This is a genomic window from Stenotrophomonas sp. TWI1409 (genome assembly GCF_039673015.1).
GTDB lineage: Bacteria > Pseudomonadota > Gammaproteobacteria > Xanthomonadales > Xanthomonadaceae > Stenotrophomonas > Stenotrophomonas maltophilia_A.
In genome coordinates this window covers 14863-39857 of record NZ_JBDJKU010000019.1, presented here as the reverse complement: position 1 = coordinate 39857, position 24995 = coordinate 14863, and the positions used below count along the sequence as shown (strand labels likewise).

The window sequence follows — 24995 nt, the reverse complement described above, 5'->3', positions numbered from 1 at the left end:
CCGGCACCTGCAGCGATCCCTCCGGGGCAAGGAGTTGCCGGCCAGCGGCCGGCACTACCCCGGCTCAGGGATGATCCAGCGGCTTCGGCGGTTCCTGCCGGTTCACCCGCTCACGGTGCAGCAGGTACAGCCCCGAGGCGACGATGATCGCCGCGCCCACCCAGGTATAGCTGTCCGGCAGCTGGCCCCAGAAGGCCAGGTCCCAGCCGATCACCCACACCAGGCCGCTGTACTCCAACGGCGCGATCATCGACGCCTCGCCCAGCTGGAAGGCCTTGGTCAGTGCGATCTGACCGAGCGCTCCGGCCAGACCCATGCCGGCGATCAGCGGCGCATGCTCCAGCTGCAGCGGCACCCAGCCGGGAAGGGCCAGCAGGCCGGCACCGATGGCCATGATCACCAGGAACCAGACCACCATCGACTGCGAGGTATCGGTGCGGGTGAGCAGGCTGACCGTGATCGCCGCCACCGCATACGCGGTGGCCGCGGCCAGCACCATCAGCCCCGGCACCGAAATGAAGCCGTCCACGCCCGGCCGCAGCACCACCAGCACGCCGACCAGGCCGATGCCGATGGCCACCCAGCGCCGCGGGCCAACCCGCTCACCCAGCAACGGCACCGACAGCGCGGCGATCAGCAGTGGGGCAACGAAATAGATGGTGTAGGCGGTGGACAGCGGCAGGTCACGCAGGGCGAACACGAAGCAGCCGATCATCGCCATGCCCAGCCCACCACGCAGCAGGTGCAGGCCCCAGCGGCGCGGGATCAGCGAGCGCGGGCCGGCGCTGACCAGCACCCAGACCAGCACGAACGGCAACGAAGCCGCACCACGCAGGAAGGTCACTTCCAGGGTCGGATAGCTGGCCGACAGCTGCTTCATGCCGGCGTCCATCAGCGAGAAACAGGCGACCGCCGCAACCATCCAGGTCACCGCGCGCGAGGGAGAGCGTTGCAGGTTCATGGCCCATTATCGCCCGCCTGTTGCTCTTATGTAGCGCCGAGCCATGCTCGGCGGGCCGCCTTGTAGAGTCGAGCCATGCTCGACTGCTCTTCACAAAGCAGCCGAGCATGGCTCGGCGCTACAAGGGAGGGAGCGAGTCGAGCATGGCTCGACTCCACAAAACGGGTATGCAGCCAGCACGATAGAATGACCGCCACTGAATTCTGCGGAGCACCGCCCATGCCTTCCTTCGACGTCGTGTCCGAAGTCGACACCCACGAGCTGACCAACGCCATCGACCAGGCCAACCGCGAACTGGCCACCCGCTTCGACTTCAAGGGCGTGGACGCCAAGTTCGAACGCGATGGCGATGTCATCAATCAGACGGCGCCGACCGAGTTCCAGCTCAAGCAGATGAACGACATCCTGCGCGCACGCCTGGCCGCGCGCGGCATCGACGTGCTCAGCCTGGAGTTCGGCGACATCGAAACCAACCTGGCCCAGGCCCGGCAGAAGATCACCGTCAAGCAGGGCATCGAGCAGAAGATCGCCAAGAAGATCGCGGCGGCACTGAAGGACGCCAAGCTGAAGGTGGAAAGCCAGATCAACGGCGACAAGCTGCGCGTGCAGGGCAAGAAGCGCGACGATCTGCAGGACGCCATCGCCGTGCTCAAGGCCGGCAAGTTCGAACTGCCGCTGCAGTTCAACAACTTCCGCGACTGATGCCCCCGCCGGGACCTGCCCGGTGGACTACGCGGTCAATCGCGCAGCAGCTTGTACAGCGTGGTGCGCGAGATTCCCAACTGGCGTGCGGCCAGGCTGAGGTTGCCGTCAGCGGCCAGGGCCGCGCGACGCGCGGCCTCACGCTGCTGGTCACGCAGCAGCGGCGCGCCTGGGTCTGCCGGGGTGCTTCGCACAGTAGACCGGTGCGTCGCGCCCCGCGGCCCCTGCAGACGCTGCAGGTAGACCGCACTGCCCTCGCCCAACCGGACCCGATGCGCTGCGCCCGGTTGCAGCAGCCGACGCCGTTGCGCCGCACTGGCACCGGCAAACAGCGCTTCCAGACCCAGCAGCGGCAACGGCCCGCGCCGTGGCAGGCCCAGCAGGCGCCGTGCAACGCGGTTGGCTGCACGCAGCTGGCCATCCTCCTGCACCGCCAGCAGTCCCTGCAGCGGTGACGCCAGCCAGCGCGGATCATGTTGCACGGCGAGCAGATGCACGTCGGTGAGGCTGTGGAACAAGCGATTTTCGCTAGCCAGCGCAGCCTGCCGGAAATAGCCCTGCAGCAGCGCGGGATCGCGCTCGCCAAGACCGGTGATATCGATCACTCCGCAGACCCGACCGTCGAGATCGTGCAGTGGCTCGCTCAGGCAGAACACCGGCGCGAACCGCTGCAGGTAGTGTTCGTTGCCGCGCACCAGTGCCGGCACATCGTCGGCCAGGCTGACCGCTGGCGCGGTGGTGCCGATCTCGGTCTCGCCCAGCTGTCGCCCGACCTGGATCGGCCGCAGCAAGGGAGCATCTTCCAGCCCGTGGGCCTGCTGGGCGATCACCATGCCGTCGCGGTTGGCGCAGAACATCGTCCAGCCACGCCCACCGAAGGCCGCCCAGAGCTGTTCCAGCTCCGGCTGCACGCAACGCGCCAGGCGCCGGTCATCGGGATGGGACAGATGGCGGCCATCGCCCAGCAGCGGCCGATAGTCCGGCTCCTGCCCCGGCTGCAGGCCCGCCGCGCGCGAACGCAGCCATGACTGCTGCAGCGGCAGCGGCAACACGCCCAATGAGCGCGCATCGCCGTCGGCGAAAGCGGCACGTGCCGCCACCAGTTGTTGCTGCCCGACTGTCGTGGCCATCATGGACGCAGCGTACACCCGCCAGCGGCAACGCCATGTTACGTCTCGGCAACGGAGCGTTTCCGTTTCAAGACGCGTTCAAACAAAGGGGCAGAGCCGTTATGGAAAACGGATCTGCCCCATGCAGGCCAGCGGCCGGCACTACCAACAAGGGAAACTACGCCGCGATGCGCAGCACCGGCTTCAGGGTAATGCCACGGGTACTGTCTTCGGCGGCCTGGTTGATCTGTTCCAGCGGATAGAACTTCACCAGTTTGTCGAACGGGAAGCGTCCCTGCTGGAACAGGGTCACCAGCTGCGGAATGAACACCTGCGGCACACTGTCGCCCTCGACGATGCCGCGGATGCTGCGACCGCCGAGCAGCAGGTTGTTCACATCGAAACTGGCGGTGGTGCCCAGCTTCGGCGCACCGACCACGCCCATCATGCCCAGCCCACCCAGCGCCTCGACGCCAGCGGACAGCACGTCCGGACGACCGGTCGATTCCAGCGCGAAGTCAGCACCCCCACCCGTGATCGCACGCACCGCCTCGACCACATCGGTCTCCCGGCTGTTGACCACGTGGGTGGCCCCCAGCTCCAGAGCAAGCTCCAGGCGCGAAGGCACCACGTCGATGGCAATGATGGTGGTGGCCCCGGCCACCCTGGCCGCCATCACCGCGCTCAGGCCCACCGCACCGGCACCATAGCTTGCAAAGCTGCTGCCCGACCGCACCTGCAGCGAGTTGAGCACCGCACCGGCACCGGTCTGGATGCCGCACCCCAGCGGGCCCAGCAGTTCCAGTGGTGCGTCATCAGGCACCTTGATCGCATTGATCTCGCGGGCCAGCGCGTAGGTGGCAAACGAGGACTGGGCGAAGAAATGATCGTGCAGCGGCTGGCCCTGCGCATCGGTGATGGCGGTATGGCCGTGGCCATCATCGCCACCGAAGTTCAGGGCGAAGAAATCCCTGCAGTAAGCACCGTGTCCACCCCGGCAGGGATTGCAGTGACCACAGGCGCCGTAGGTCAGCACCACGTGATCCCCCGCCTTGAGGTCGCGCACGTTCGGGCCAACCGCTTCGACGATGCCCGCCCCCTCATGGCCCAGCACCGCCGGCAGCGGCACCGGATAGTACTGATCGCGCACGATCAGGTCGGTATGGCACAGGCCGGTGGCCACCACCTTCACCAGCACCTCGTCGTCCTGGGGACCGCGCAGCGTCGCCTGCTCGATGACGAAGGGCTGCTCCTTGCCGCGTACCACGGCGGCGGTGATCTCACGCGTTGCGTTGTTGTCGTTCATCGTGATGGCTCCTTCGATCAGATCGGATAAGCGGGCGCTTCGCCCTTGACGGTCAACCACTGCCACTGGGTGAACTCCTCGCCGTTGGCCGGGCCACCGATGCTGGTGCCGTTGCCGGACGCGCCGACGCCGCCGAAGGGGTTGATCACCTCGTCATTCACGGTCTGGTCGTTGATGTGCAGCAGACCGGTACGCAGGCGCTCGCCGATCTTCAGCGCGCGGCCGACGTTGCTGGACACGATCGCCATCGACAGCCCGTACTCGCTGTCGTTGGCCAGGCGCACGGCTTCGTCGTCATCGTCGAACGGCACCACCACCGCTACCGGCGCGAAGATTTCCTCGCTGAAGGCCGGATTGTCGGCCGCAACGTTGCCGAGCACGGTGGGTGCGAAGAACAGCTCCCGGTGCGTGCCGCCCGCTTCCAGCGTGGCACCGGCCTGCACCGCCTGCTCGACCACGCGTGCAGCATGGTCGCGCTGGCCAGCATTGATCAGCGGGCCGATCGCCACGTCCTCACGTGCCGGGTCGCCTACCTTCAGCGCGTTGGCCTTGGCCACCAGTTTCTGCAGGAACGTGTCGTGGATCTTCCGGTGCACCAGCACGCGGCCGGTCGCCATGCAGATCTGGCCCTGGTGCAGGTAGACGCCCCACGCGGTGTTGGCCACCGCCAGGTCCAGGTCCGCATCGTCCAGGATGATCAACGAATTCTTGCCACCCAACTCCAGCGAAACCTTTTTCAGGTGCTTGCCCGCCGCTTCGCCGACCTTGCGCCCGGCGGCGGTGGAACCGGTGAACTGGATCATCGCCACGTGCGGGTCACTGGTCAGCGCGGCCCCGGCCGCGCCATCGCCGGGCAGCATGTGCAGCACGCCTGCCGGCAGGCCCGCCTGCTCGAACAGGCGTGCGATCACCGCGCCACCACACACTGCCGTACGCGGGTCCGGCTTGAGAACCACAGCGTTGCCCAGCGCGATCGCCGGGGCCACCGCACGCATCGCCAGATAGAGCGGGAAGTTGAACGGCGAAATGACCCCGACCACACCCAGCGGGCGGCGCCGCGCCAGATTCAGCTTGCCCGGCTCGGAGGGCAGGATCTCACCCGTGCTGCGCGACGGCAGTGCGGCGGCCTCGTGCAGCGCCTTGATCGTCACCTTGGTCTCGAAGCCGGCCTTCAGGCGGGTCGAGCCGCTTTCGCGCACCAGCCACTCGACCAGGGTGTCGATGTTCTCTTCGGCCAGACGCGCGGCCTTGCGCAGCACGTCGGCACGCTGTTCGTAGGGCGCCGCCGCCCAAGCCTGCTGCGCCTGTGCCGCGGCAGCCGCCGAACGCGCGATCTGCGCCGGGTCGGCCAGGCCGATCTCGCCGAGCTCCTGGCCGGTGGCCGGTTCAATCACCGGGTGCCGTTGCGGGGCAGCCTGCCAGTGGCCATCAAAGAAGGCGCCGGCCCAGAGGGCGTCCGGCAGCCACGGGGAAGATGCAGTCATGAGTGTCCTCCTGTGTCGTGCATCCATTCCACGCCCGTCGCCCCGGGCTGGCAATCGGCCATCCATCGGTAGCGCGCAACGGTTTGAATCTTCAGGAATTTCCAGCTTCGCCACTGTCCAGTTCCTGCACAGTGGACAGCGCAGCACCGGCACACTGCCTACAATGGCGGCCCCGCCAGCCCACGTGCCCGCCATGACCGATTCCCACCTGCCCACCGATGACCCGATCGCCGCCACCCGCCTGTGGCTGGAGCGCATCGTCATCGGCCTGAACCTGTGCCCGTTCGCCAAGGCGGTGTACGTGAAGGACCAGGTCCGCATCGTGCTCAGCGATGCGACCACGCCGGAAGCGCTGGTTGAACAGCTGGCCGAGGAGCTGGTGCTGCTGCGCGATACGCCGGCCGAGCAGATCGACACGACGCTGATCGTGCATCCGCAGGTGCTGACCGATTTCCTCGACTACAACGATTTCCTCGACAACGCCGATGCAGCGATCGAGGCACTGGACCTGCAGGGCATCCTGCAGGTGGCCAGCTTCCACCCGGACTACCAGTTCGATGGCGTGGCCGCGGACGACGCCAGCAACTACACCAACCGCGCCCCCTTCCCCACCCTGCACCTGCTGCGCGAAGACAGCGTGGCACGCGCGGTGGATGTCTATCCGGACCCGGACGTGATCGTCGAGCGCAACATCCAGACCCTGGACCGCATCGGTGTGGACGGCTGGCATCGCCGCCTGCGCGGCGAAGACCTGACGTGAGCACGGTGCCGCCGATCGCCGCATGGCCGGCCGCGCCACTATCGGGCAAGGTTGTGCTGGTCACCGGCGGTGCCAACGGCATCGGCCGTGGTATTGCCCAGGCCGTACTTGGTGCCGGTGGACGCGTGCTGATCGGCGACCTGGACGTGGAGGCCGGAGAAGCGTGTCTGGCGGAATGGCAGCGCGGCGAGGATGCCGCGTTCCAGCGCCTGGACATCACCGACGAAGCCAGCGTGCGCGACTTCATCGCCGTGGCCCTGCAGCGTTTCGGCCGTATCGACGGACTGGTGAACAACGCGGGCATCGCCGGTCCACACGGCACAGAGTTGCAGGATATGGACTGGGACGAGTGGCAGCGCCGACTGTCGTCACTGCACGGTGCATTCCTGTGCAGCAAGCACACGTTGCCAGCACTGACCGCCAGCGCCGCCGGTGCGATCATCAACATCGCCTCCACCCGGGCCTGGCAATCCGAAGCACACAGCGAAGCCTATGCGGCAGCCAAGGGTGGGCTGGTGGCCTTCACCCATGCACTTGCGATCAGCGCCGGTCCGGCGGTGCGTGTGAACAGCATCAGCCCCGGCTGGATCGGCACCACTGCGTGGCAGGCCCCCTCACGGCGCCACGCGCCGGAATACTCAGCCATCGATCATGCGCAACACCCGGTCGGCCGGGTCGGCCGCCCCGAAGACATCGGTGCACTGGCGGTGTACCTGCTGTCGTCGCTGTCCGGTTTCACCACCGGCCAGGACTTCATCGTGGACGGCGGCATGACCCGGAAGATGATCTACGCCGAATGACCCCAAGGCGCGACGCCCGGTAGAGGCCAACCTTGGTTGGCCTGGGCTTTTCGCCAACCAAGGTTGGCGCCTACCAAGGCGTTACGCCATGTCCGAACATTCCGGTAGATCCACGCCATGCGTGGATAACGGTAACGTGCCAACCAAGGTTGGCACCTACCAAACACCTTACGCCATGCCCGAGTGGCGCAGCAGCGCGTCGATCTGAGGCGCGCGGCCGCGGAAGGCCTTGAAGTTCTCCGCCGCCGGGCGGCTGCCACCACGCGACAGGATCTCTTCGCGGAAGCGCGCGCCGGTTTCAGCCAGCGCCTGCGGCGCCTCCTCGAACGCCGCATAGGCATCGGCGCTCAGCACCTCGGCCCACTTGTAGCTGTAGTAACCGGCTGCGTAGCCGCCGGCGAAGATGTGGCTGAACTGATGCGGGAAGCGGTTCCAGACCGGCGGGTGGTTCACCGCCACTTCCGCGCGCACACGATCGAGCAGTGCCAGAACGCTGTCCTGCGCCGGCTCGAACTGGCTGTGCAGCAGCATGTCGAACAGGCCGAACTCCAGCTGGCGAACGGTGGCCATGCCGCTGTGGAAGTTGCGTGCAGCCAGCATGCGCTCGTACAGCGCGCGCGGCAGCGGCTCGCCACTGTCCACATGTGCGGTCATCGCCTGCAGGTGCTCCCATTCCCAGCAGAAGTTCTCCATGAACTGGCTGGGCAGCTCCACCGCGTCCCATTCCACGCCGTTGATGCCGGCCACACCCAGTTCGCCGATGCGGGTCAGCAGCTGATGCAGGCCGTGGCCCATTTCATGGAACAGGGTGGTCACTTCATTGTGGCTGAAGGTAGCCGGCTTGCCATTGGCACCTCGGCCGAAGTTGCACACCAGGTAGACCAGCGGCGTCTGCACGCTGCCGTCGGCACGCTCGCGGCGGTTACGGCAATCATCCATCCACGCGCCACCGCGCTTGCCTTCGCGCGCGTACAGGTCCAGGTAGAACTGGCCCACCAGCGCACCCTGCGCATCGACCAGGCGGAAGAAGCGCACATCCTCGTGCCACACCGGCGCGCTGTCCTCCTGCACGCGCAGGCCGTACAGCTGCTCGATTACCGAGAACAGGCCGCCCAGCACCTTCGGTTCGGTGAAGTACTGCTTCACTTCCTGTTCGGAATAGCTGTAACGCGCCTGCTTCAGGCGATCGGCAGCGAATGCCAAGTCCCAGGCCTGCAGGCTGTCGATACCGAGTTGCTCGCGTGCGAACTGTTCCAGTTCAGCACGGTCCTTGGCCGCGAACGGCTTGGCGCGCGAGGCCAGGTCACGCAGGAAACCGAGCACCTCGGCCGGGTCCTGCGCCATCTTGGTCGCCACCGAATAATCACCATACGAACCGAAGCCGAGCAGTGCGGCGAGTTCCGCGCGCAGGGCGAGGATGCGGTCGATGTTGCCGCTGTTGTCCAGCGTGTCATCGCCGAATTCGGACGCACGCTGTGCGCTGGCACGGTACAGGATCTCGCGCAGGTCGCGGTCCTCACCCCAGGTCTGCACCGGCAGGTAGCACGGCATCTGCAGGGTCAGTTTCCAGCCAGACTTGCCGTCCTTCTGTGCTGCGGCATGCGCGGCGGCCTTCACGTCTTCCGGCAGGCCCTTCAATCGCGCTTCGTCCTCGACGATCAGCGACCAGGCATCGGTAGCGTCAAGAACGTTCTGCGAGAACTTCGCCGACAGCGCCGACAGCTCTTCCTTGATCGCCGCGAAGCGCTGCTGCGCCTCCGGCGCCAGCTCGGCGCCGCCGAGGCGGAAGTCACGCAGCGTGTTGTCCAGCACCTTGCGCTGGGCCTCGTCGAAGCGCGCCGCCTCGGTGCTGGCGGCCAGTGTCTGGTACTGCCGGTACAACGCCAGGTTCTGGCTGAGCGCACTGGCGAAGCGGGTCACCCGCGGCAGGTTGCTGTTGTAGGCCTCACGCAGTTCCGGGGTGTTGACCACGCCCTGCAGGTGGCCGACCAGGCCCCAGGCGCGCCACAGGCGCTCGGTGGCATCGTCCAGCGGGGCCACAAAGGTCTCCCAGCGCACCGGCTGCACCTGCTCGGCCGTGCTGACGGCGGCTTCGGCCTCGGCCAGCAGCACGTCCAGCGCCGGCGCCACGTGCTCGGGGCGGATGGCCTCGAAGCGCGGCAGGCCGGAAAAATCGAGCAGGGGGTTGGCAATGGTCACGGCAGATCTCCAGGGTACGGGCCCGGCGGGCGGGCAGCATGCAGGATATGGCGCTGGCAGGCGGGGCTGACAAGGGGGCACGGCCCGGCATTCACGTCGGCCTTACGGTCCCGCGCTGAAGCTCTGGCTGCGGGGGAGTCCGCAGCGGTACGCACCGAACGAGGCCCTACATGGAAGGTCTGGCTGCAGTTGCATCCGCCTCACCGGCCCGGTCACTGGCATTGTCCGCCAGCCCGGCCGAACTGACCTGGATCGCCGCATTGTGCGATGCCGGCGACGACGCCCCGCGTCACCTGCAGCAACTGCAGGCAGTGCTGCAGCAGGGCGGCACGTTCAACGATGCCCAGGAGTGGTACCCGTTCGAGGTGATCGAGCGCGGCGCCAGCCAGCTGCGGCTGGGCCATGAGCGCGAGTTCGTGATCTGCGTGCTGCTGTGGCTGCAGGCGCTGGCCCAGGGCCGTGCCAGCATCCTGGACCCGAGCCTGCATCTGGATGATCGCGCGATGGACATCGAGGCCTTGCCCGATGCGCTGCGAGATGCAGTGCTGGACGCGTTCACCGCGGCGGGGTACTGAATCTGTAGCGTCGAGCCATGCTCGACGGCTCTTTCCCGGAGTCGAGCATGGCTCGACTCTACAAGGGCTCTACAACGCTTCCAGGCTGCACCACGGCAGTTCCGGCAGCCCCTGCCCGGCCACTGCCGCCGCCAGCTGCGCATCGGCGCCGTCGACATCGATGCCCTGGCGCGCGTACCACGCCGGGTCGTAATAGCTCTGCGCGTAGCGCTCGCCACTGTCGCACAGGATGCTGACAATGCTGCCCTGGTGGCCCGCCTCACGCATCCACTGCGCCGCCTGCAGCACACCGATGAAGTTGGTGCCGGTGGAGCCACCGACACGGCGGCCGAGCTGGCGGCTGACATGGCGCATCGCGGCCAGGCTCAGCGCGTCGGGCACCTTCACCATCGCATCGACGCTGGTCGGGATGAAGCTCGGCTCCACCCGCGGCCTGCCGATGCCTTCCACGCGCGAACCGCCGCTGCAGGTCAGGCCGCGCCAGTCCTGCTGGCCGGCCACGGCAGCCTGATAGCCATCGAAGAACACCGACACTTCCGGGTCCGCGCAAAGGATGCGGGTGTCATGCCGGCGGTAGCTGACATAGCGGCCCAGCGTCGCTGCGGTACCGCCGGTACCGGGGCTGCACACGATCCATTCCGGAACCGGGCTGGGCTCCTCGGCCATCTGCTTGAAGATGGATTCGGCGATGTTGTTGTTGGCGCGCCAGTCGGTCGCCCGCTCGGCATAGGTGAACTGGTCCATGAAGTGGCCACCGGTTTCGCGGGCCAGCTTCTCCGATTCACCGTTGAGTTCGCAGGCGCGCTCGACCAGGTGGCAGCGGCCCCCGTGGAACTCGATGGCGGCGATCTTCTCCGGCGAGGTCGTGGCCGGAATCACCGCGATGAACGGCACCCCCAGCAGGCGCGCGAAATAGGCCTCGGACACGGCCGTCGAGCCGCTGGAGGCCTCGATCACCGGCCGGCCTTCGCGCAGCCAGCCGTTGGTCAACGCATACAGGAACAGCGAGCGCGCCAGCCGGTGTTTCAGGCTGCCGGTGGGATGGCTCGATTCATCCTTCAGGTACACATCGATGCCCGCGAACCCCGGCAGCGCCAGCGGGATCAGGTGGGTATCGGCGGAACGATTGAAATCGGCTTCGATCTTGCGGATGGCGGCAGCCACCCATTCACGCTGCGACATGGCGGGCAATGCTCAGAACGGAACGGTGCGATCCGCCCATTGTACGTCGCGGTGCCGTCAGGTGACGGCCGGTAGAATGGCCCCATCCGGCCAGCAACGGCCCTGTCTGAAGGACCTCCCCCATGACCATTCCCGCCCTGCGCGATGTCCCCGGCGTCGCCGCTCAGGCCCCGGCCGAAACCACCGGCTTCGTGTTCAACCACACCATGCTGCGGGTGAAGGACATCACCGCCTCGCTGGACTTCTACACCCGCGTGCTCGGCTACCAGCTGATCGACAAGCGCGACTTCGCCGAAGCCCAGTTCAGCCTGTACTTCCTGGCCTACGTACCGGCCGGCGCGGTGGTGCCGGAAGACGACAGCCAGCGCCGCGTGTGGATGGCCGGCCTGCCGGGTGTGCTGGAACTGACCCATAACCACGGCACCGAAACCCAGGACGGCGCGGTCTACCACGACGGCAACAGCGACCCGCGCGGCTTCGGCCACATCTGCGTGTCCGTGCCGGACATCGAAGCCGCCTGCCAGCGCTTCGAGGACCTGGGCGTGACCTTCCAGAAGCGCCTGACCGACGGCCGCATGAAGAACCTGGCCTTCATCAAGGACCCGGACGGCTACTGGGTCGAGATCATCGCCAACGTCTGACCCAAAAAGGGGACGGAGGGGATTAAGTCGTTTCTGGCACTATTGGCTGGAAGCGACTTAATCCCCTCCGTCCCCTTTTTTGCGAGGTTCGTATGGAAACGATGGAACTGCACCGCGGGCGACTGATCGACCACATCCAGCTGGTCGTACGCGACCTGGCCGCCAGCCGGCGCTTCTACCAGGCGGTGTTCGACACGATCGGCATCCCGATCGCCGGCGAAGGCGAGGATTACTTCTGGGCCGATGAGCTGTTCATTTCCAGCGCCAGCAGCGAGGCCGCCGCCGGCCAGCTGACCGGCCGCCACCACCTGGCATTCCAGGCGCGCGACAGCGCCACCGTCGATGCCTTCCACACTGCGGCCATCGCCGCCGGAGGCAAGGACAACGGCGCGCCCGGCGAGCGCCCCTACCATCCCGGCTACTACGGCGCCTTCGTGCTCGATCCGGATGGCAACAACATCGAAGTGGTCTATCACGGTCCGGCGAACTACAGTGCCGATTCGGTGAAGGTCACTTTCTGATATCACCGAAGCCGTAAACGAAGAAGCCGGGCAATGCCCGGCTTCTCTGCATCCAAGGGTCCAGCCCTCAGTGGGCGGCCATGTAGATGTCCTGCAGCACGGCCTTTTCCAGCTCCAGCTCGCCCAGCAGGTTCTTCACGATGTCACCCAGGCTGAGGATGCCAACCAGTCGGGCGCCTTCGGTGACCATCAGATGACGGCGCCGCGAGTACGTCATCAACGACATGGCCTGCTTCAGGGTGGCTTCCGGCGCGATGCCTTCCAGACCGGTGGACGGCAGGCTGGAGATCACCCGGCGGCCGGCCTGCGGGCCGTCGTCGGCCAGGGTGCGCACGATGTCCTTCTCGGAAATGATGCCGACCGGGGCATCGTCCTTCATCACCACCAGCGCAGCGATCTTGTTCGCGCTCATCTTGTGGGCGGCGGCACCGATGGTGTCTTCGGCGTCGATGGTGATGACAGCTTCTTTCTTGGATTGCAGGAGTTCGCGGACGTTCATTCTTGTTTCCTGGTGCAGGTCACTAAGTCAAAAAGTGTGCTCTTCCGATACGCCCCCTCCCCGGGAACAGACCTTTCAGCGCACGTCTGGCGCACCCGGCTGCCGGTGGAAATGGATCGGCAGACGACGTGCTGCAACGCGAACGAGGTGGGTTCAACCGCTCAACCCGGCCCTCGGTCAAATCGATTCTACGACTGCGACCATCGGTCACTACCGGCATCGATAGGACAGTTCGTCGTGGGAACCAACTGACGATTCAGAGAATGGCACCGCGGCTGAAACCGCCGCTGAATACAGGCGATGTCGCGCATTAAAGATTGATTGCCTGCTGCCGACAGCGGACAGAACACCCGGCGGCTGTCCCACTTGGCACGACCACCGGCGCAAACGAAAGGGGCCCCACGTGGGGCCCCTTTCGCATGCAGCTTCCAGCGGTTCCGGCGGAGTTACTCCACCGTCACGCTCTTGGCCAGGTTGCGTGGCTTGTCCACGTCGGTGCCACGTGCCAGTGCGGTGTGGTACGCCAGCAGCTGCACCGGGATGGTGTGCACGATCGGGCTGAGCACGCCGGCATGGCGCGGCGTACGGATCACATGCACGCCTTCGGACTCGTTGAAGTTGCTGTCCTGGTCGGCGAACACGAACAGCTCGCCGCCGCGCGCGCGTACTTCCTGCATGTTCGACTTCACCTTCTCCAGCAGGCTGTCGTTGGGCGCGATCACCACTACCGGCATGTCCTCGTCCACCAGCGCCAGCGGGCCATGCTTCAGCTCGCCCGCCGGATAGGCCTCGGCGTGGATATAGGAGATCTCCTTCAGCTTGAGCGCGCCTTCCAGCGCGATCGGGTAATGCAGGCCACGCCCCAGGAACAGCGCGCTGCTCTTGCGGGCGAAACGCTCGGCCCAGGCGGCGATCTGCGGCTCCATGTTCAGCGCGTGCTGCACGCTGCCCGGCAGGAAGCGCAGCTGCTCCAGGTAGTCCGCTTCCTGCGCCGCGTCGATGCGGCCATGCAGCTTGCCCAGCACCACGGTCAGCTGGAACAGTGCGGCCAGCTGGGTGGTGAAGGCCTTGGTCGACGCCACGCCGATCTCGGCGCCGGCGCGGGTGTAGCAGACCAGCTCGCTGGCGCGCGGAATCGCGCTTTCCGGCACGTTGCAGATCGACAGCGTGTGCCTGTGGCCCAGCGACTTGGCGTACTTCAACGCCTCCATCGTATCCAGCGTTTCGCCGGACTGGGAGATGGTGACGATCAGGTGCTTCGGGTTCGCATAGGCGGCGCGGTAGCGGTACTCGCTGGCAATCTCCACGCTGCACGGCAGGCCGGCGATGGCTTCGATCCAGTAGCGCGCGGTCAGGCCGGCGTAATAGCTGGTGCCACAGGCGATGATCTGCACGCCTTCGATGCCTGACAGCACGGCCTCGGCATTCTTGCCGAACAGTTCGGCCGGGAAACCACCGGCGTCGATCGCTGCCTCGATGGTGTCGCCCAGCGCGCGCGGCTGCTCGTGGATTTCCTTCTGCATGAAGTGGCGGTACGGGCCCAGCTCCAGCGATGCCAGCGATACGTCGGACAGGTGCACCTCGCGCTCGATCGGCTGGTCATGCTCATCGAAGATGCGCACGCCGTCGCGGCGGATTTCGGCGGTGTCGCCCTCTTCCAGGAAGATCACCTTGCGGGTGGCCGAGATCACCGCCGAAACGTCGGACGCCACGAAGTTCTCGCCCTCGCCCAGGCCGATCAGCAGCGGGCAGCCCATGCGCGCGCAGACGAAGCGTTCCGGCTCGGCGCGGCTGACCACGGCCAGTGCGTAGGCACCGGTCAGCTCCTTCACCGTATGCTGCAGCGCCACCAGCAGGTCGTCGCCGTCCTTCAGGTGGTGATGGATCAGGTGCGCGATGACTTCGGTGTCGGTCTGCGACTCGAAGGTGTAACCCAGGGCACGCAGCTTCTCGCGCTGCTCCTCGTGATTTTCGATGATGCCGTTGTGCACCAGCGCCACGCCGTGGCTGATGTGCGGATGCGCGTTGGCCTCGGTGACACCACCGTGGGTGGCCCAGCGGGTGTGGCCGATGCCCAGCACTGCATTGAAGCCCTCGGCCTCGGCCGCAGTGGCCATTTCCGACACACGGCCGGTACGACGCACGCGGCGCACATCCGGCCGTTCGGCATGGTCGATCACCGCGATGCCCGAGGAATCGTAACCACGGTACTCAAGGCGCTTCAGGCCTTCGATCAGCACCGGCACTACGTCGCGATCAGCGATCGCACCCACGATTCCACACATGTCACGCGTTTCCTTGAAGACGATCGCCGCATTCTAGCCTGCGGGCCCGCGCTCCCCCTCCTGTCCGCTTAATGAAAGTGTCCGGAAAGGTGTCCGCGGACACCCGGACACTTCAGGGCGCCTCCCAACCCATTGACCCACAAGGAAATAAAGTTGGCACGCTACGTGCTTGGTACCCACTACCACCGTCAGGCACGCACCCGATGATCCGCGACACCTCCGCACAGGACCAGATCGTTTCCTCCGCCCCGGCCGGCACCACCCGCGCCAACTGGCAGCGTTACCGCTGGCCGGCACTGGGCGCCATCGCGCTGCTGGCCGGCATCGGCTGGGCCGTGTACGCCTGGTCCAACGCCAGCCGCTCCTACGACAGCAGCCGCGTGCGCATCGCCGAAGTGAAGCGCGGAGACCTGGTCCGCGACATCGCCGCCGACGGTCGGGTGATTGCCGCCAACAGCCCGATCCTGTACGCCATCTCGGCCGGTACCGTGGACCTGAAAGTCGTTGCCGGTGACGTGGTCAAGAAGGACCAGGAGCTGGCGGTCATCGACAGCCCGGAACTGCGCAGCAAGCTGGCCCAGGAGCAGGCCACCCTGGCCGGCCTGGAAGCCGAGGCCAGCCGCGCCGCGCTGGACGCCACCCTGGCCCGCGCCAAGTCGCGCAAGGAAACCGACCAGGCCACCATCGAGCGCCAGGCCGCCGACCGCGACCTGCAGCGCTACCAGCGCGGTTACGACGGCGGTGCAGTACCGCAGATCGATCTGGCCAAGGCCAAGGACTCGCTGAAGAAGGCCGACATCACGCTGGCCAACGCCACCACCGATGCACGCCTGCAGAGCCAGGGCGCTGACCTGGACGCCCGCAACAAGCGCCTGCTGGCCGACCGCCAGAAGGCCGTCGTGGCTGAAGTGCAGCGCCAGGTGGACGCGCTGACCCTGCGCGCGCCGTTCGACGGCCAGGTCGGCCAGGTGCAGGCCGTCCAGTCCACCAACCTGGCCGCCAATGCGCCCGTGCTGGGCGTGGTCGACCTGTCCAAGTTCGAGGTCGAGATCAAGGTGCCGGAGAGCTTCGCCCGCGACCTGGCGATCGGCATGCCGGCTCAGCTGACCGGCGGCAACGGCAAGCCGTTCCCGGGCGAGATCAGTGCGGTGTCGCCGGAAGTGGTCAACGGCGAGGTCAACGCCCGCGTGCGCTTCGCCAGCGCGCAGCCGGAAGGCCTGCGCCAGAGCCAGCGGATGTCGGTGCGCGTGCTGCTCGACACCCGCAAGGACGTGCTGAAGGTCGAGCGCGGCCCGTTCGTCGAACAGGGCAACGGCATCGCCTACGTGATGGATGGCCGCACCGCAGTGCGGCGTCCGGTGGAACTGGGCGTCAGCAGCCTGGGCGAAGTGGAAATCAAGTCGGGTGTGCAGCCGGGCGACCGCATCGTGGTCTCTGGCAGCGACCTGTTCAAGGACGCCGAACGCGTCTCCGTCAACTGATACCTGATACCTGAATCCTGGAGAGAGGACACCCCATGTACATGCTCGAAATGCGTTCGGTCGCCAAGGTCTTCCGCACCGAACAGGTGGAAACCCACGCACTGCGCTCGCTGGAACTGCAGGTCAAGGAAGGTGAGTTCGTCGCCGTCACCGGCCCGTCAGGCTCCGGCAAGACCACCTTCCTCAACATCGCCGGCCTGCTGGAAACCTTCACCAGCGGCACCTACATGCTTGACGGCCAGGACGTGAGCACGCTGGGCGACGACGCCCGCAGCCGCCTGCGCAACCAGAAGATCGGCTTCATCTTCCAGGGCTTCAACCTGATTCCCGACCTGAACCTGTTCGACAACGTCGACGTGCCGCTGCGCTATCGGAAGATGAGCGCCAACGAGCGCCGCGAACGTATCGAGAAGGCGCTGAGCCAGGTCGGCCTCGGCTCGCGCATGAAGCATTATCCGAATGAACTGTCGGGTGGCCAGCAGCAGCGCGCGGCCATCGCGCGTGCGCTTGCCGGCAGCCCGCGCCTGCTGCTGGCCGACGAACCGACCGGCAACCTGGACACACAGATGGCCCGCGGCGTGATGGAACTGCTGGAGGAGATCAACGCTGCCGGCACCACCATCGTGATGGTCACCCACGATCCGGAACTGGCCGCGCGCGCGCAGCGCAACGTGCACATCGTCGATGGCCAGGTGACCGACCTGGTGCGCGAGCCGGTGCTGGCCACCCCGCCACGCCACATCGTCGCCGTCAACGAGTGAGGGCCCGACCATGTTCGCCTACTACGCCCGATTGGCGGTGCGCAGCTTCCGCCGCAACAAGGTACTGACCGCGTTGATGGTGATCGCTATCGCGCTAGGCATCGGCGCCTCGATGACCACGTTGACCGTGTTCCACGTGCTGTCCGGTGACCCGATTCCCGGCAAGAGTGACCGCCTGTTCTATGTGCAGCTTGATGCCGCGACCGGCGCCTATGTCGCTGGCGAGGAACCGGAAACCCAGCTGACCCGCTTCGACGGTGAAGCCCTGCTGCGCGAAGCCAAGGGCGAGCGCCAGGCACTGATGAGCGGCGGCGGCGGTACCATCGAACCGGACAACAGCACTCTCAAGCCCTTCAGCATCGACACCCGCTGGACCTCGGCCGACTTCTTCCCGATGTTCGAGGTGCCCATGCAGTACGGCCGCCCCTGGACGCGCGAGGACGATGAAGGCCGTGCACGCGTGGTGGTCATCTCCAAGGCGCTCAATGACAAGCTGTACCAGGGCGCCAACAGCGTCGGCCGCGACCTGCGCATGGAAGGGCAGAGCTACCGCATTGTCGGCGTGATGAAGGAATGGAGCCCGGAGCCGCACTTCTACGACCTGACCACGGGCAGCTACGGCAAGAACGAGGACCTGCTGCTGCCGATCTCCACCTCCTTCGACCTGAAGCTGGGCAACAACGGCAACATGAACTGCTTCGGCGAGAATCCCGACGGCAACAGCTACTCGCTCAATGCACCGTGCGCATGGCTGCAGTACTGGGTGGAGATGGACCCGGCCAAGGCCGCCGACTACCGCCGCTACCTGGAGAACTATTCGACCCAGCAGCGCGAGGCCGGCCGCTTCAAGCATCCGCCGAACGTGCGCCTGCGCACCGTGATGGAATGGCTGGACTTCAATGGCGCGGTCCCCAGCGATGTGCGCCTGCAGCTGTGGCTGGCGCTGGGCTTCCTGGGTGTCTGCCTGGTCAACACGGTGGGCCTGCTGCTGGCCAAGTTCCTGCGCCGCAGTGGTGAGATCGGCGTGCGCCGCGCCCTCGGTGCCAGCCGTGGCCAGATCTTCCTGCAGTGCCTGGTGGAAGCCGGTGCGGTCGGTGTGGTCGGTGGCGTGCTGGGTATCGGTCTGGCCCTGCTTGGCCTGTTCGCGGTGCGCCAGCAACCGGTGGAATACGCAAAGCTGGCCCACCTGGACGGCAACATGCTGCTGCTCGCGCTGGGCCTGACCCTGCTCGCCAGTCTTGCCGCCGGGTTCCTGCCCGCCTGGCGCGCCATGCAGGTCACCCCGGCCATCCAGCTCAAGTCGCAGTAAGCACCCGAACGAGGACTCCCATGGACATCCGCCCCATCCTCAGCACGCTGCGCCGGCACAAGACCGCCGCTGCCCTGATCGTGCTGGAAGTCGCACTGACCTGCGCCATCGTCTGCAACGCGCTGTTCCTGGTCAGCCAGCGCGTGGAGAAGATCAGCATGCCCAGCGGCATCGCCGAGAGCGAACTGGTCATGTTGCGCGTCAGCGGCATCGGCAAGCAGACCGACGCCATGGCCCGCACCCGCGAGGACCTGGCATCGCTGCGCGCGATTCCCGGCGTCAGCAACGTCACCATCATCAACCAGGTCCCCTTCCGCAACGGCTCCTCCAGCAGCAGCATTTCGCGTGTGATCGACCAGGAACGGCCGACCACCAACGCCTCGATGTACACCCTGTCCGAGAACGGGCTGGCCACGATGGGCATCAACCTGATCGCAGGCCGCGATTTCCTGCCCGACGAATACCAGAACTTCGAAGACGCCAGCAAGGGCGGCGCAAAGGAGAACGCGATCCCGGTCATCCTCACCCAGGCCACCGCCGCCAAGATGGAACCCAATGGCAGTGCGCTGGGCAAGACCTACTACATGGGCAAGCAGCCGCTGCATGTGGTCGGCATCGTCGACACGCTCAGCACGCCCAACGGCTGGAATGACAACTGGACCAACTCGATGCTGCTGCCCATGCGGCGCACCTTCGACGAAGGTGGCACGTATGTGCTGCGCACTTCGCCGGAACGCCGCAAGGAAGTACTCGATGCCGGTGCCGCCGCGCTGGAACGCAACGACCCCAACCGGCTGATGCGCGACAAGCTGACCTATGAAGACCAGCGCAAGGACTTCTTCAAGAACGACCGCGCGATGGTCGGCCTGCTGATCACCGTCAGCATCTCGCTGCTGGTGGTCACCGCGCTGGGCATCATCGGCCTGGCCAGCTTCTGGGTGCAGCAGCGCAGCAAGCAGATCGGCATCCGCCGTGCGCTGGGCGCGACCCGCGGGCAGATCCTGCGCTACTTCCAGACCGAGAACTTCCTGCTGGCCACGCTGGGCATCGTGCTGGGCATGCTGACGGCCTACGCCATCAACCTGGCGCTGATGAACCTGTACGAGCTGCCGCGCATGCCGCTGTACTACCTGCCGCTGGGTGCACTGCTGCTGTGGGTGCTGGGCCAGATCGCGGTGTTCGGGCCGGCGCGGCGTGCGGCGGCGGTGCCGCCTGCGGTCGCCACGCGGGGCGCGTGAGATGCGTGCCCGCGCGATGTGCCTGATGCTGCTCCTGCCATTGCCGGCGCTGGCCGGCGGTGGCAGTGCGCAGACACTGGAGTGGCGCCAGGATGCCGCGCGGTTGTCCTTGCGCTCAACGGAGGGCCAGGTGCGCGTGGAGGCCGCCAGCCCGGAAATGCGCTTCGGCGTGCGCAGTGGCGATCGCATCCTGCGCGTGGACGACACGGCGGTGCGCCGGGTCGAACACCTTGCCGAGGCCCTGCGTCATGCCAACGCAGCCACCGCCTATCTGTTGCTGCGCCGCGACAAGCGCGAACTGACGGTGGCGGTCGACGCCGCAGCCTGGCGCCAGGCGCTGGAGGTGCCGCCGCCACCCGCGCCGCCACGGCCCCCGGCGCCTCCCCGGCGCTGAGCGAGGGCCGCTCCTGCACAGCCACGGGTTTGGCTATGCTTGATGGGTGGCGCCGGGCTCTCCCGGTGCGTGGACACGAACTGCTCCAACGGCGCCGCCCATCCCTTTCTGCAGAACCGCTTGATGCCTGCGATCCTGATCATCGACGACAACGCCAGCGTGGGTACCGCGCTGGACGTGCTGTTCTCCCTGCACGACATCGACACCCTGCAGGCGCAGAGCCCGTCCGAAGGGCTGGCCCTGCTGGAGTCGCAGCCGGTCGACCTGGTGATCCAGGACATGAACTTCAGCGAGGACACCACCTCCGGCGAAGAAGGCGAGGCCCTGTTCGCGCAGATCCGCGCGCGCCATCCCGATCTGCCGGTGATCCTGCTGACCGCCTGGACCCACCTCAGCAGCGCGGTGGATCTGGTCAAGGCCGGTGCGGCCGACTACCTGGCCAAGCCCTGGGACGACCGCAAGCTGATGACCACGGTCAACAACCTGCTGGAACTGTCCGAGGCGCGCCGCGAACTGGACCGGCGCCGCAGCCGTGAACTGCGCCAGCGCAATGCGCTGGAAGAGAAGTATGACCTGTGCGGCGCGGTCTTCGCCGACCCTGCCAGCGAGCGCGTCATCGCACTCGCCTGCCAAGTCGCACGCTCGGAACTGCCGGTACTGATCACCGGCGCGAACGGTGCCGGCAAGGAGAAGATCGCGCAGATCATCCAGGCCAATTCTCTGGTGGCCAAGGGTCCATTCGTGGCGGTCAACTGTGGCGCGCTGCCTTCGGAACTGATCGAGGCCGAACTGTTCGGTGCCGAGGCCGGTGCGTATACCGGCGCCAACAAGGCGCGCGAAGGCAAGTTCGAGGCCGCCGATGGTGGCACCCTGTTCCTGGATGAGATCGGCAACCTGTCGCTGGGCGGGCAGATGAAGCTGTTGCGTGTGCTGGAAACCGGCCGCTTCGAGCGCCTGGGCTCCAACCGCGAACGCCAGGTCAAGGTCCGCGTGGTCAGCGCGACCAATGCCGACCTGCCGGCGATGATCCGCGACGGCACCTTCCGCGAAGACCTCTATTACCGCCTCAACACGGTGGAACTGGTGCTGCCGCCGCTGGCCGAACGTCCGGGCGACATCGTGCCGCTGGCCGAGCGCTTCCTGACCGCTGGCAAGCCCCTGTCCAGCGCCGCCACCGCCGCCCTGCAGCGGCACCCGTGGCCAGGCAACGTGCGCGAACTGCGCAACGTGATCCAGCGCGCCGAACTGCTGGCTACCGGCAACCGTATTGAAGTGGCCGATCTCAACCTGCCGCGCGCAGCCGCCGCACCGCGCCCGGCCCCCAGTGCGGGCAATGACCCCGACCGCGCGCGCATCGAGGAGGTACTGGCGCGCAACCATGGCGTCATCGCCCAGGCCGCCGCCGAACTCGGCCTGAGCCGCCAGGCGCTGTACCGGCGCATGGACCGCCACGGTATCCCGCGCGAATGAAACGGCGCTCGTTCACTTTCCGCCTGTTCCTGCGCCTGCTGCCGGTGCTGGCGCTGGCCGCCGCGTTGCCGTGGCTGCTGGCCTACTGGATGGACCATGGCTGGGTGGTGACCACGGTGTCGGCGTTGATCCTGCTGTCGCTGATGTGGTGGACCCTGCGTCGCGCTACCGCCCCGGTGCGGTCACTGATGCGGGCCCTGGCGGGCACCACCAGCAGCTATCGCGACGGCGAATACAACTTCGGCGTGCACTGGCCCGGCAATGACGAGCTCGGCGACCTGGTGCAGGCACACCGCGAACTGGGCGATGTGCTGCGTGCACAGCGGCAGGGCCTGGTGCAACGCGAACTTCTGCTGGACACGATGGTGCAGAACACGCCGGTGGCGATGCTGCTGATCGCCTCGGGCGGTGATGGCATCGCCCGCGTGGTGTTCTCCAATCTGGCTGCGCGCAAGCTGCTGCATGGCGGCTGGAAGCTGGAAGGCCAGCGCCTGGAGGACGTGCTGGAACAGGTGCCGGTGGAGCTGCGCGATGCCATCGCCCGCGGTGGCGACAGCCTGTTCGCGGTGCATGCCGAGGGCGAGGACGGCGATGAGGACGACGAGCAGGTGTACCACCTCTCGCGCCGCGCCTTCCAGCTCAATGGTCGTCCGCACGACCTGCTGCTGGTGCGCCTGCTGACCGCCGAGCTGCGCCGCCAGGAAGTACAGACCTGGAAGAAGGTGATCCGGGTGATCAGCCACGAGCTCAACAACTCGCTGGCACCGATTGCCTCGCTGGCCCACTCCGGCGGTGTACTGGTGCAGCGTGAGCGCTTTGACCGGCTGCCGGAGATCTTCACCACCATTGAGGATCGCGCACGCCACCTGGAGGGCTTCATCCGCGGCTATGCGCGCTTTGCCAAGCTGCCGCAGCCGCAGTTGCAGACCGTGCACTGGGCCCCCTTCCTGTCCAGCCTGCGCCAGCAGATCCCGTTCGGCATGGAACGTGAGCCGGACGAGGAACTGAGCAGCCGCATCGACATCGCCCAGTTCGGGCAGGCACTGCTGAACCTGTTGAAGAACGCGCACGAAGCCTGCGCCGAAGCAGAGCCGCCCAACGATGACGTACAGGTGCAACTCACGCGGCTGCCGCAGTGGCTGCGCCTGGACGTACTGGATCGCGGCAAGGGCATGAACGAGCAGGTGCTGCAGAATGCGCTGATGCCGTTCTATTCGACCAAGCGCAATGGTACCGGGCTGGGCTTGGCCTTGACCCGCGAGATCGTGGAAGCGCATGGCGGCCGGGTATCACTGCAGAATCGCGGCGATGGCGGGTTGTGCGTGTCGATCCTGTTGCCGGTGGGTTGAGCGGGTAGGTCCACGCCATGCGCGGATGTGCCGACCAAGGTCGGCACCTACCAAACCTGCCGCATCGCCACCCGCAGGTGCATCGGAAACCCGAGCGCAGCCTCTTCGGCCATCACCGCGCGCAGGCCATCGTTCCACTGCACCTCGGGCACTACGTCGAATCCTTCGCTGGCATAGAAGGCCGCATTCCACGGCACATCGGACAGCGTGGTCAGCACCGCGGCCGCGTAGCCCCCCACCCTCGCCTGCGCCAAGGCATGGCGCAGCAAAGCGCGGCCGTGGCCACGCCGCGCGTGTGCGGGATCCACGTCCATCTGCAGCACATGGAATTCACCGCAGAGTTCGCCGGCCAGCAGGTAACCCGCGATACCACCGTCAGCCGCATCCACCACCCACAACTGACCACGTTGAAGGCCATCCTGCAGCGTCGGCAGGTCCAGACCATGCCCGGCAAACACCGGGTAGGCCTGGTGACCCTTCAGCAGTTCACCGGCACGTTGTTCAATTGCCGGCAGCATGCCGAGTTCGTCGGCATGCGGGATGCGTGGCTCAGGACTTCTTGAGCGGGCGCTTCCAGCCATCGATGGTTTCCTGTCGTGCACGTGCCAGTGTCAGCTTGCCATCCGGGGCGTCGCGGGTGATGACCGAACCGGCGGCAATCGTCGCGCTGTCGCCAATGGTCACCGGCGCTACCAGCGAACTGTTGGAACCAATGAAGGCGTTGTCGCCGATGGTGGTGGTCGACTTGTTCACGCCGTCGTAGTTGCAGGTGATGGTGCCGGCACCGATGTTTACCTTGCTGCCGATCACCGCATCGCCCAGGTAGGTCAGATGGTTGGCCTTGCTGCCAACACCGAGGGTGACCTTCTTGGTCTCGACGAAGTTGCCCACGTGCACGCCGTCGGCGAGCACGGTCCCCGGGCGCAGCCGCGCGAACGGTCCCACCAGAGCAGCGCCTTCGGTGACCACGCCTTCAAGATCACAATGCGCGCGCACTTCGGTGCCCGGGCCAAGATTGACGTCCTTCAGCCGGTTGAACGGGCCCACGGTGACGCCGTCGCCGAGCACGATGTGGCCTTCCAGAACGACGTCGACATCGATCAGCACATCGCTGCCCACGGTGACGGTGCCACGGATATCCAGTCGTGCCGGGTCACGCACGCGCGCGCCCTGCGCGCACAGGGCCCGTACCGCGCGGCGCTGCCAGGCACGCTCCAGCTGCGAAAGCTGCCAGGGATCGTTTGCCCCTTCGGCTTCCTGCGCGTCGGCCACCAGTGCCATTTCGGCAGGGGTGTACTCGTGCGCGGCAAAGGCGAACACGTCGGTCAGGTAGTACTCGCCCTGCGCGTTGCTGTTGGACAACTGCGACAGCCAGCGCCGCAGCGCGGTCGACTCGGCGGCAATGATGCCGGTATTGATCGTGCGCACACGCAGCTGGTCGTCGGTAGCGTCCTTCTGCTCGACAATGGAGCCCACCTTGCCTTCGGCATCGCGCAGCACGCGGCCATAACCGGTCGGGTCATCGACATCGGCGACCAGCACCGCCAGGCGACCCGGCTGCGCCAGCAGGTCGCGCAGGGTCTGCGCGCGGATCAGTGGCACGTCGCCGTACAGCACCAGCACCTGCGCGGCGTCAGGCACCTGCGGCATCGCCTGGGCCACCGCATGGCCGGTGCCCAGCTGCCGTGCCTGTTCAGCCCATTGCAGGTCGGGCTGGTCGGCGAAGTGCTGGCGCACCGCTTCACCACCATGGCCGTAGACCACGTGGATCGCCGAGGGCTGCAGTTCGCGGGCCGCATCGATCACATGCGCCAGCATCGGCTGGCCGGCGATCGGCTGCAGCACCTTCGGCAGCACCGACTTCATGCGCTTGCCCGCGCCAGCGGCGAGGATGATGACGTGCAGGGGTTGGGTCATGGAAACGGCAGTCCGTGGTTCGTTGCCGATGATTCTAGAGCGTGGGCCGTTA

General features: G+C 66.6%; 22 protein-coding genes and 1 pseudogene. 13 read left to right on the top strand and 10 right to left on the bottom strand.

Annotated features, from left to right (window positions below; genetic code table 11):
• Positions 1–64: 64 nt before the first annotated feature.
• Positions 65–961, bottom strand: coding sequence for a DMT family transporter (locus ABE423_RS08435; protein ID WP_180838456.1), 897 nt, complete (start codon positions 959–961; stop codon positions 65–67).
• 219 nt (positions 962–1180) lie between these two features.
• Between ABE423_RS08435 and ABE423_RS08430 the strand changes: the two genes are divergently transcribed.
• A complete protein-coding gene (locus tag ABE423_RS08430) occupies positions 1181–1663 on the top strand; it encodes a YajQ family cyclic di-GMP-binding protein (RefSeq protein ID WP_006471121.1) in 483 nt (160 codons plus the stop codon).
• Between the two features lie 35 nt (positions 1664–1698).
• Here ABE423_RS08430 and ABE423_RS08425 read toward each other — a convergent pair whose 3' ends face one another.
• From ABE423_RS08425 to ABE423_RS08415, 3 genes are all read right to left on the bottom strand, one after another.
• Positions 1699–2793: a helix-turn-helix domain-containing protein gene (locus ABE423_RS08425; RefSeq protein WP_238380432.1), complete on the bottom strand. Its 1095-nt coding sequence runs from the start codon at positions 2791–2793 to the stop codon at positions 1699–1701.
• A gap of 157 nt (positions 2794–2950) precedes the next feature.
• On the bottom strand, positions 2951–4078 hold the full coding sequence (locus ABE423_RS08420) for an NAD(P)-dependent alcohol dehydrogenase (protein ID WP_032129025.1): 1128 nt from the start codon (positions 4076–4078) through the stop codon (positions 2951–2953).
• A 17-nt stretch (positions 4079–4095) separates the two neighbouring features.
• Entirely contained in the window at positions 4096–5562 is a 1467-nt protein-coding gene (locus ABE423_RS08415) for a benzaldehyde dehydrogenase (RefSeq protein WP_346485713.1), read from the bottom strand.
• 193 nt (positions 5563–5755) lie between these two features.
• Between ABE423_RS08415 and ABE423_RS08410 the strand changes: the two genes are divergently transcribed.
• Both ABE423_RS08410 and ABE423_RS08405 read left to right on the top strand, forming a co-directional pair.
• Positions 5756–6322, top strand: coding sequence for a DUF1415 domain-containing protein (locus ABE423_RS08410; protein WP_032129027.1), 567 nt, complete (start codon positions 5756–5758; stop codon positions 6320–6322).
• A complete protein-coding gene (locus ABE423_RS08405) occupies positions 6319–7122 on the top strand; it encodes an SDR family oxidoreductase (protein ID WP_049399215.1) in 804 nt (267 codons plus the stop codon). The genes ABE423_RS08410 and ABE423_RS08405 overlap by 4 nt, the downstream gene beginning before the upstream one ends.
• A gap of 168 nt (positions 7123–7290) precedes the next feature.
• On the opposite strand, the gene ABE423_RS08400 is transcribed toward ABE423_RS08405, so the two are convergent.
• Positions 7291–9315, bottom strand: coding sequence for a M3 family metallopeptidase (locus ABE423_RS08400; RefSeq protein ID WP_346485729.1), 2025 nt, complete (start codon positions 9313–9315; stop codon positions 7291–7293).
• Between the two features lie 176 nt (positions 9316–9491).
• On the opposite strand from ABE423_RS08400, the gene ABE423_RS08395 reads away from it, so the two are divergent.
• Positions 9492–9896, top strand: coding sequence for a hypothetical protein (locus tag ABE423_RS08395; RefSeq protein WP_005411111.1), 405 nt, complete (start codon positions 9492–9494; stop codon positions 9894–9896).
• 69 nt (positions 9897–9965) lie between these two features.
• Here ABE423_RS08395 and ABE423_RS08390 read toward each other — a convergent pair whose 3' ends face one another.
• The gene (locus ABE423_RS08390) at positions 9966–11078 is read right to left on the bottom strand and encodes a PLP-dependent cysteine synthase family protein (RefSeq protein ID WP_071228880.1); all 1113 of its coding nucleotides are present in this window, start codon (positions 11076–11078) and stop codon (positions 9966–9968) included.
• Between the two features lie 122 nt (positions 11079–11200).
• Here ABE423_RS08390 and gloA point away from each other — a divergent pair, with 122 nt between their 5' ends.
• Together gloA and ABE423_RS08380 are read left to right on the top strand one after the other, a co-directional pair.
• The gene (gene gloA, locus ABE423_RS08385) at positions 11201–11719 is read left to right on the top strand and encodes a lactoylglutathione lyase (protein ID WP_071228879.1); all 519 of its coding nucleotides are present in this window, start codon (positions 11201–11203) and stop codon (positions 11717–11719) included.
• Positions 11720–11811: 92 nt separating this feature from the next.
• Positions 11812–12240, top strand: coding sequence for a VOC family protein (locus tag ABE423_RS08380; RefSeq protein ID WP_032129035.1), 429 nt, complete (start codon positions 11812–11814; stop codon positions 12238–12240).
• 67 nt (positions 12241–12307) lie between these two features.
• On the opposite strand, the gene ABE423_RS08375 is transcribed toward ABE423_RS08380, so the two are convergent.
• Both ABE423_RS08375 and glmS read right to left on the bottom strand, forming a co-directional pair.
• Positions 12308–12739 (bottom strand): CBS domain-containing protein, encoded by a 432-nt coding sequence (locus ABE423_RS08375; protein ID WP_049421412.1) that lies wholly within the window; start codon positions 12737–12739, stop codon positions 12308–12310.
• A 446-nt stretch (positions 12740–13185) separates the two neighbouring features.
• Positions 13186–15024 carry a glutamine--fructose-6-phosphate transaminase (isomerizing) gene (glmS, locus tag ABE423_RS08370; protein ID WP_071228878.1) on the bottom strand — a complete coding sequence of 613 codons (1839 nt, stop codon included), beginning with the start codon at positions 15022–15024 and terminating at the stop codon, positions 13186–13188.
• A gap of 203 nt (positions 15025–15227) precedes the next feature.
• On the opposite strand from glmS, the gene ABE423_RS08365 reads away from it, so the two are divergent.
• The 7 genes and pseudogenes from ABE423_RS08365 to ABE423_RS08335 form a co-directional block, all read left to right on the top strand.
• Complete coding sequence (locus ABE423_RS08365; protein WP_049399200.1) at positions 15228–16505, top strand: efflux RND transporter periplasmic adaptor subunit; 1278 nt, start codon at positions 15228–15230, stop codon at positions 16503–16505.
• Positions 16506–16540: 35 nt separating this feature from the next.
• Positions 16541–17266, top strand: coding sequence for an ABC transporter ATP-binding protein (locus ABE423_RS08360; RefSeq protein WP_032129038.1), 726 nt, complete (start codon positions 16541–16543; stop codon positions 17264–17266).
• A 10-nt stretch (positions 17267–17276) separates the two neighbouring features.
• Positions 17277–18575: an ABC transporter permease gene (locus ABE423_RS08355; RefSeq protein WP_121504340.1), complete on the top strand. Its 1299-nt coding sequence runs from the start codon at positions 17277–17279 to the stop codon at positions 18573–18575.
• A gap of 20 nt (positions 18576–18595) precedes the next feature.
• The gene (locus ABE423_RS08350) at positions 18596–19813 is read left to right on the top strand and encodes an FtsX-like permease family protein (RefSeq protein WP_125893399.1); all 1218 of its coding nucleotides are present in this window, start codon (positions 18596–18598) and stop codon (positions 19811–19813) included.
• Positions 19814–19829: 16 nt separating this feature from the next.
• Entirely contained in the window at positions 19830–20207 is a 378-nt protein-coding gene (locus ABE423_RS08345; protein WP_183080218.1) for a PDZ domain-containing protein, read from the top strand.
• 123 nt (positions 20208–20330) lie between these two features.
• Complete coding sequence (locus tag ABE423_RS08340) at positions 20331–21677, top strand: sigma-54 dependent transcriptional regulator (RefSeq protein ID WP_346485708.1); 1347 nt, start codon at positions 20331–20333, stop codon at positions 21675–21677.
• Positions 21602–23026: pseudogene (locus tag ABE423_RS08335) on the top strand (HAMP domain-containing sensor histidine kinase); the annotation flags it as partial. The gene ABE423_RS08340 and the pseudogene ABE423_RS08335, both read left to right, overlap by 76 nt.
• A gap of 47 nt (positions 23027–23073) precedes the next feature.
• On the opposite strand, the gene ABE423_RS08330 reads toward ABE423_RS08335, so the two are convergent.
• Both ABE423_RS08330 and glmU read right to left on the bottom strand, forming a co-directional pair.
• Entirely contained in the window at positions 23074–23607 is a 534-nt protein-coding gene (locus tag ABE423_RS08330) for a GNAT family N-acetyltransferase (protein WP_125893392.1), read from the bottom strand.
• Positions 23576–24943 (bottom strand): bifunctional UDP-N-acetylglucosamine diphosphorylase/glucosamine-1-phosphate N-acetyltransferase GlmU, encoded by a 1368-nt coding sequence (gene glmU / locus ABE423_RS08325; RefSeq protein WP_317216868.1) that lies wholly within the window; start codon positions 24941–24943, stop codon positions 23576–23578. Before glmU ends, ABE423_RS08330 begins: the two co-directional genes overlap by 32 nt.
• Positions 24944–24995: the final 52 nt, after the last annotated feature.

Coding starts and splice junctions, on each gene's coding strand:
- ABE423_RS08345 (WP_183080218.1), top strand. CDS start 19,830: ATGTGCCTGATGCTGCTCCTGCCATTGCCGGCGCTGGCCGGCGGTGGC.
- ABE423_RS08330 (WP_125893392.1), bottom strand. CDS start 23,607: ATGGCTGGAAGCGCCCGCTCAAGAAGTCCTGAGCCACGCATCCCGCAT.
- ABE423_RS08430 (WP_006471121.1), top strand. CDS start 1,181: ATGCCTTCCTTCGACGTCGTGTCCGAAGTCGACACCCACGAGCTGACC.
- ABE423_RS08340 (WP_346485708.1), top strand. CDS start 20,331: ATGCCTGCGATCCTGATCATCGACGACAACGCCAGCGTGGGTACCGCG.
- ABE423_RS08420 (WP_032129025.1), bottom strand. CDS start 4,078: ATGAACGACAACAACGCAACGCGTGAGATCACCGCCGCCGTGGTACGC.
- ABE423_RS08395 (WP_005411111.1), top strand. CDS start 9,492: ATGGAAGGTCTGGCTGCAGTTGCATCCGCCTCACCGGCCCGGTCACTG.
- ABE423_RS08415 (WP_346485713.1), bottom strand. CDS start 5,562: ATGACTGCATCTTCCCCGTGGCTGCCGGACGCCCTCTGGGCCGGCGCC.
- glmS (WP_071228878.1), bottom strand. CDS start 15,024: ATGTGTGGAATCGTGGGTGCGATCGCTGATCGCGACGTAGTGCCGGTG.
- ABE423_RS08380 (WP_032129035.1), top strand. CDS start 11,812: ATGGAAACGATGGAACTGCACCGCGGGCGACTGATCGACCACATCCAG.
- ABE423_RS08435 (WP_180838456.1), bottom strand. CDS start 961: ATGAACCTGCAACGCTCTCCCTCGCGCGCGGTGACCTGGATGGTTGCG.
- ABE423_RS08350 (WP_125893399.1), top strand. CDS start 18,596: ATGGACATCCGCCCCATCCTCAGCACGCTGCGCCGGCACAAGACCGCC.
- ABE423_RS08360 (WP_032129038.1), top strand. CDS start 16,541: ATGTACATGCTCGAAATGCGTTCGGTCGCCAAGGTCTTCCGCACCGAA.
- ABE423_RS08375 (WP_049421412.1), bottom strand. CDS start 12,739: ATGAACGTCCGCGAACTCCTGCAATCCAAGAAAGAAGCTGTCATCACC.
- glmU (WP_317216868.1), bottom strand. CDS start 24,943: ATGACCCAACCCCTGCACGTCATCATCCTCGCCGCTGGCGCGGGCAAG.
- ABE423_RS08390 (WP_071228880.1), bottom strand. CDS start 11,078: ATGTCGCAGCGTGAATGGGTGGCTGCCGCCATCCGCAAGATCGAAGCC.
- ABE423_RS08425 (WP_238380432.1), bottom strand. CDS start 2,793: ATGGCCACGACAGTCGGGCAGCAACAACTGGTGGCGGCACGTGCCGCT.
- ABE423_RS08365 (WP_049399200.1), top strand. CDS start 15,228: ATGATCCGCGACACCTCCGCACAGGACCAGATCGTTTCCTCCGCCCCG.
- ABE423_RS08355 (WP_121504340.1), top strand. CDS start 17,277: ATGTTCGCCTACTACGCCCGATTGGCGGTGCGCAGCTTCCGCCGCAAC.
- gloA (WP_071228879.1), top strand. CDS start 11,201: ATGACCATTCCCGCCCTGCGCGATGTCCCCGGCGTCGCCGCTCAGGCC.
- ABE423_RS08410 (WP_032129027.1), top strand. CDS start 5,756: ATGACCGATTCCCACCTGCCCACCGATGACCCGATCGCCGCCACCCGC.